At 59.6% G+C, this 6,112-nt stretch carries 9 protein-coding genes; 1 reads left to right on the forward strand and 8 read right to left on the reverse strand.

All coding sequences use genetic code 11. The features are described from left to right. On the forward strand, window positions 1-249 hold a 249-nt coding region (locus K1Y02_24565; protein ID MBX7259556.1), incomplete at its 5' end, for a PQQ-dependent sugar dehydrogenase. A 51-nt stretch (window positions 250-300) separates the two neighbouring features. On the opposite strand, the gene K1Y02_24570 is transcribed toward K1Y02_24565, so the two are convergent. The 8 genes from K1Y02_24570 to K1Y02_24605 all read right to left on the reverse strand — a co-directional run. Then, window positions 301-732, reverse strand: a complete 432-nt coding sequence (locus K1Y02_24570; protein ID MBX7259557.1) for a hypothetical protein — start codon at window positions 730-732, stop codon at window positions 301-303. 103 nt (window positions 733-835) lie between these two features. Continuing rightward, a complete protein-coding gene (locus K1Y02_24575; GenBank protein MBX7259558.1) occupies window positions 836-1,189 on the reverse strand; it encodes a hypothetical protein in 354 nt (117 codons plus the stop codon). A 546-nt stretch (window positions 1,190-1,735) separates the two neighbouring features. After that, on the reverse strand, window positions 1,736-2,350 hold the full coding sequence (locus tag K1Y02_24580; protein MBX7259559.1) for a cold shock and DUF1294 domain-containing protein: 615 nt from the start codon (window positions 2,348-2,350) through the stop codon (window positions 1,736-1,738). A 61-nt stretch (window positions 2,351-2,411) separates the two neighbouring features. Continuing rightward, on the reverse strand, window positions 2,412-2,732 hold the full coding sequence (locus K1Y02_24585) for a hypothetical protein (GenBank protein MBX7259560.1): 321 nt from the start codon (window positions 2,730-2,732) through the stop codon (window positions 2,412-2,414). A gap of 56 nt (window positions 2,733-2,788) precedes the next feature. Beyond that, window positions 2,789-3,673 carry a hypothetical protein gene (locus tag K1Y02_24590; protein MBX7259561.1) on the reverse strand — a complete coding sequence of 295 codons (885 nt, stop codon included), beginning with the start codon at window positions 3,671-3,673 and terminating at the stop codon, window positions 2,789-2,791. A gap of 102 nt (window positions 3,674-3,775) precedes the next feature. After that, a complete protein-coding gene (locus K1Y02_24595; GenBank protein MBX7259562.1) occupies window positions 3,776-4,207 on the reverse strand; it encodes a hypothetical protein in 432 nt (143 codons plus the stop codon). Window positions 4,208-4,695: 488 nt separating this feature from the next. After that, window positions 4,696-5,385 (reverse strand): hypothetical protein, encoded by a 690-nt coding sequence (locus K1Y02_24600; protein ID MBX7259563.1) that lies wholly within the window; start codon window positions 5,383-5,385, stop codon window positions 4,696-4,698. A gap of 31 nt (window positions 5,386-5,416) precedes the next feature. Further along, window positions 5,417-6,112, reverse strand: a 696-nt coding sequence (locus tag K1Y02_24605) for a hypothetical protein (GenBank protein MBX7259564.1), incomplete at its 5' end; no start/stop codon positions are given.

Genomic DNA, 6,112 nt, shown 5'->3' on the forward strand with positions numbered 1-6,112 from the left:
GGCATGGCCTTTCTGACCAGCGACCGCTACGGCCCTGCCTGGAAAGGCAGCCTGTTCGTCGGTTCACTGAAGTTCCAGTACCTGGCGCGCCTGGAGCTGGACGGCACCCGCGTGCGCCGCGAGGAAAAGCTGCTCACCGGCCTGGGCGAACGCGTGCGCGACGTGCGCCAGGGCCCCGACGGCCTGCTGTACCTGCTCACCGACAGCCCGCGCGGGCAGTTGCTGCGGGTGGAGGCGGCGCCGCGCTGAGCGGGGGGGAAAGGTCAGGTGCTCTACCAGCTGGCTGTGTCGACCTGCCTGTCAGAGCGCAGGTTGCAAGCTGGGTGGCTCGCGTCCACCCCAGCCGTAGCACTGCGCGTACCCCTCGGCATTGATGTCGATGTATGCGTAGGCATAGGCGTCCTCTCCTTCCCTCTTTGGAATTCTCCAGAAATGAGCACGGCCTTCTGAATCTGTCTGAACGCCTAAGTAGATAAGGTCCGCTGCCCTCAACCCATCTTCTGCCCCGACTTCGCCGAACTCTCGGCGCAGATATCGCGGCAATTCTCGCTCGTCTTCTTCAGTCAATCCGGTCTTTCCGATCCATGGAGCTTCCTCAACCAAGTTCCTATCTGCCTCCCATCTTCGGTCAACTTCAGCCGAGGCCTCGTCGTATGCGCCCTTGAAGACCCGCATGATGCGCCAAGCAAAATATGCAAGAACCAACGCCAATCCGCCGATAACGTATGCCATGTGCGCGCTCTAACGTTGGCCGTGAGTGGACCGCACCGGCGCACTCAGGTGTGAAGAATGACGGGCACGCGTCCCGCCGTTGTGGGGACAATCGACGAACCAGTTAAGGCATGACAACATTGCTTGCCCCGACCGAGAACGCCGTTCCAACCACGATAGCGCTGCCAAATAGAAGTACCAATGCCATCGGTACGCGTGCGATTGCCGCCAAAGAAATAACCACTGAGACCAACGCAATGCCCCCCGCCGCGAAGTAGTGGCCGGACCCAACGAAGTGCATGCTCCAGCTAAACGCAACGAAGGCAAGGCAACCAACGCCAACAAGCACAGAAAGGAATAGCGAAATCCCTTCCCAAGAACTCACGGCGTTGGCGATGCGACTGATCATGTTGCGCCTTAACGCAATGTATTGCAGATTCTGCCGGCTAAGTTGGCCGGTGCGGGATATTCTGGTCATCGTATCTACCTGAAAGTTGTTCTTTATCAATGGGTTACATCGAGGGCGTTGCTTTTTGCACAGGTATCAACAAGACCTCAAACCCGGCACTCCTCTATCTCGCCCTTGTGCAGGTCAACCAGCGCCGGCAGGCCCGCCGGACGCTGGACGATAGCCGTTCATGGCCCGGAACGTACCACCCTGTTCGGGTGGGTTTTGGCCTGCCGGCATGGCCACGCACCGGCCTCTCTGGCTTTGCAAACGCACACCCGTCGGGCTCGCGGACGCCTCAGCCGGCCCAAACAGGCCTCCGGCGGGTGATTTCGGGAAAAATGGGTCAATACCCACCGTGAAAAGGTCTTTTTCAGCTATAGAAGCTGTAGCGATTCGGGCGGTATGTGGCGGCGTGCCAAGCCGGGGGCAGGGGTTATTCGACGGACAGCCCGCACGGGCAGGTGCTGCGGGTGGAGGCGGTGGCGCGCTGAGCGGGGGGAAACCCGTCAGCGGTGACGACGCTGAAACCTGCCTTCCTGAGACCGATTCGGAAAGTTCCTCTTGATGAGGGCCTCAATTCGAAGGTAGCACGTTCTGGCGCAGTGGCGAAGCCAGCACAACGAGCGCAACGACGTTGATGAGCACGGTGCCCCAGAAGACTTGGCGAAACGGCTGCTTTGTGGACTTATGCCGCAGGAACTGCTGCGCAAGCAGTGCGCCTGGCCATCCGCCGGCGAGAGCAAGAATGTGCAAGGTACTTTCCGGCGTGCGCCAGGCTCCCCGACCCGCGGCCGACTTGTCGGCGGCGTAGGCGATGAAAGTCGCGGCGCTTGCCCCGGCATACAAGCCCGCTACCCACAGCGGAAGCTTCCAGACTGCCGCGACCACAACGTAGACCACGAGGAACGCAGGGATGGCGAACAAGGTGGCCGTGCCCCACTGCGCGCGTGCAGCCCGCTCGGACTGGCGAGGCTGGCGAGGCACTGGGGCCAGCTGGATGTTCTTCGCACGTTTTCCCTTGGGGCCAATCTCTACTTCGAAGGTAACGGCCTGGCCAGCGCGCGGGCGCCCCGAGCCGCGCGGCCATGCGGAGACATGAACGAAGAGTGCTTCACCACCATGGTTTGACTCGATGCGCCCGAAGCCGCGTTCGTCGTTCCAGGAGGTCAGGGTGCCTTCAAAACGCATGAGTCAACGGGTTATGACAGATTCGGCCACGAATTCCGACCAGTGCTGATTGATAGCCAGTTCACCAGAAAATCCGCTTCTCACCGTTCGCGCCTGGCGGAGCGAGGACCTGTCGGCAGCCTGCATCGAACGTGAACTGGAAGATGATCTTTCCATCAACATCGTTTCCTGGAGAGCAGTGCACGGTGTACGAGTCGATTCTTCCGCCGAAGTGCGAGGGGTCAGCCCAACCCGTATGCAGATAGATGTTGCCGCCAACGAGGCGCTTGGCCGTATCTTCAGTCACCTTCCAATAGCCGCTCTCCCACAGTCCAGCTCTGACGTTGACCGCCCTCAGGCCCTGTGACGTACCGTTCTTTTCGATCAGATGAATTGCGGACATGGCTTCCTTTCCGTCTGTGACGCCCAACGTCGGAGTTGGACCGCATAGCCGCGCAACTAGATATCGACCTCAAAGAATGCACTCCCACCTACCTTTTCGCACTCTATCAGTGCTGCTCTAGTCGTCTGCAATGTGCTCAGCACCCGCTTCTTCGAAGGCATTCTTTCAACGTTCCTTTCAACACCCGCTATGAGCGCTTCCACAGCGGTCAAAATTTCGCTGGCCGGGGTACCGGCCGACACACCTTCTTCTTCAAATGCGATGAACGCTGAAAGAGAAGGAATAGCCAGAGCTTCTGCCAGGGCATCGAGCTTGTTCCACGCCTTCCCCAGTACATAAGCATCCTCATCGCTCATGACGACTGCCACCGAGTCAGCCACCAGATAGATTGGGCGACTCGCGGTGCGGAAGAGTACCGTAGCTTCGCGCTGAAGTTCGCGAACTTCAGCGGTGAAGTTCTCGTCACCGATTGCAGACAGCCATGCGTTTGCGAACGATTCCTCAAGCTGCTGCATTCTTCGCGCGGAGTCAATGATGTCCTTCGGCATCGCAGAAACAATTGACCTCATAGAAACAAGCGCAGTACCAAAGTGCACGCGCGCGTACGCCTTCAGAACGCCTGCGAAATCCGATTGGCGGAGGTATTTTTTCTTTACCTCATCGTCAAGTGACTCTCGGGACGGGCAGTATGAGTTAATCACTGCCACTCGCGCGGGCGAATAGATTTCGCCCCGCGCGTGCCGCTTCCTAACCGACTCCTCAGAAAACGCCTCACGGTCAGTCATTAGGCTCTGACGGAACGCCAGCAGTCGCGACACGGCAGCACGCTCCTCTTCGGTTCTTGCTTTTTCACCGGCGATCGCGAGCGCCCTCTCCTCCAAGTAGTGCGCAAGAGAGGTGTCGATCGGCGGCTCGTCGGCGGGGTTCAAGTCTCTGCTCAATGCGGGGGCTCCCATGCGGTCTACCGTAGACGTAACCGGCGACTTGCGCCAGGAGTGCGCGTAGCGCACGAACGCTGCAAGGCGTCCGAGTTGACGGCCATGTTATGGCTCAACTCGCTTCATGGCCGCTCCTGACTGCCCAGAGGCACCCGCGCGCTGGTACCCTGCCTTCAAACTACCGTCGGGCAAGAGATCGTACCAAGCTCGATTTCCATTACGTAGCGGAACCTTCAACGTATTCCCTTCAAGTGTCGCCATGGTTCTGTACCAACCTGCGCCCCAAGCGTTGTCCGTCGGTGGCTCCTGCCACGCGTAAACGACCTGAACTTCCGTGTTCGACTTCACTTCTTCGACAACCAAGACATGAGGCATTCGGCCATCCCATTGGCCCAGCCACTTTCCGGCGAACGCTCGAGCAGTTGGTGACGCGCTTTCGGGTGGCTTCTTCGTCGCAACGTCGGGCGGGAGTACAACCCCCTGTGCCATCACAGAACCGGCGGCGAGGAGGGTAACGCCGAGAAGTCGATGTTTCATGATTGATCTATAACGTAATGTATCCCGCAGATCCCGCCGGATAAACTGGCCGGTGCGGGATATTCTGGTCATCGCATCTTCCTGAAAGTTGTTCTGTATCAATGGTTTGCATCGAGGGTGTTGGATTTTGCACAGGCATCAACAAGACCTCAAACCCGGCACACCTGTATCTCGCCCTTGTGTGGGTCAACCAACACCGCGAAGCCCGGCGGACGCTGGACGATAGCCGTTCATGGCCCGGAACGTACCACCCTGTTCGGGTGGGATTCGGCCTGCCGGCATGGCCACGCACCGGCCTCTCTGGCTTTGCAAACGCACACCCGTCGGGCTCGCGGACGCCTCAGCCGGCCCAAACAGGTCTCCGGCGGGTGATTTGGGGTAAAAAAGGCCAATACCCATCGTAAAAACGTCTTCTTTGGCTATCAAAAATGAAGTGATTCGCGGGGTGCGCACCGGCCCGGGAGTTGCGGCTGGTGGCGGCTGACCTGTCAGGTGTCGGGGTGGGCGGGGAACGCAGCACTCAGTGAACCGAACAAGGATGCGTATGACGCCAGCCAGGTCTTGAAGTTGGCGTATCGGGTCGCGGAGCCGCCCTCCACGGAAAGCACGGTGCCGCGGGGAAGGTGTTCGCCCGAGTCGGTGAGAAGGATCACCTCGAAGTCACTGCCGCGCGGGGGACACAGGGGAACGGCCACGTCAAGCAGGGACGGTTTCAGATAGCTGTCCGCCGCATGGCTGGCCAGTGCCGCGAGGTCGTCAGGCGGAAGAATGGACAGAAGGCCCGGCTTCTCGGAGTCGTTGCCGTTCTCCTGCCAGTAGGACACCAGGCGCGCGGACAGCGACGGCATGTGGTCGGCGCCGAGTTTCAGGTCGTGGATGGGGTAGATGGCAGCCGGAAAATCACCGTGAACCGGCTCGAAGCCATCACAGTGGGCGTAGAACTCCGTCAGGTCGTCGGGGAGCCGCTTGAGCGCGGCAATCGATGCGGTGGAGCCATGTGGGGGCCTGGCGCGCCCCTGCCAGTTTCCGGCGGACTGGTTGAGATTCGCCAGGCACTCCTCCACGAAGCGGGGCATCGGCAGCGCGGCGAGATCTTTGCCAAGCGCGCGCTGTTGTCGAACCGCCCGGACGGTGCCGGCAACCACTTTCCCCATACGAAAGATATCGAACAGCCCCATGATGACCTTTTTTGCGTGTCAATGAACGGCCTCAGTTCGCTTGCCACCACGCTTGAGCCTTTGCCCGGTCGAAGGGCGGGAGCATTGATCGAGTGACCGGCTGTTGACCAAGGCCGGGAAACAGCTTTCGGAACTGTGCCAGATCGTCGTCAAATCTGTCCGCAATCACAACATCAAACGTGCCGGTTGATGCCCCCCCAACGGCTTGATCGACGAGTGGAATCACCGCTCCTGCGCGGAACTCTTCCCCGACCCGCTCCCGCACTGTTGCCTGTACGCTGCCGAGGTACGCGATGCCTACGTTCTCAACCTTCAGAGGGGAGTGGAGTGGGACAAAGAAGTGCGCGGCGAACGGAAAGGAATGTCCTCTCGCGAACATGCCTCGCACCGTGTACATGCCTGGTTCGAGTTCAAGACGAATGAAGTACTTGGGTGGTTGATCTCCCTTTTCACCCTTGTAGATTCCCTTGGAATCCATCTGGAACGGGATCTCGGTCGGTTGCGCCGTTCCGTCATCCCGAAAGACATGAATGAGCAGCAATTCAGGCTGATAGAGCTCCTTGTAGGCGTTCCTGATGGTCGCCGTCATCAGGTAGACCGCCTTTTTCTGCGGTGCCACTTGCGCGGAGTCGGACTCCCAGGGCATGCGTTGGACGTTGGCGCATCCTGACAAGAGTGAAGCGATGACAACGAGCAGCAATGCGAAAAGTCTTTGCATACGAGGATC

The sequence above is a fragment of the Candidatus Hydrogenedentota bacterium genome, from assembly GCA_019695095.1.
Lineage (GTDB): Bacteria > Hydrogenedentota > Hydrogenedentia > Hydrogenedentales > SLHB01 > JAIBAQ01.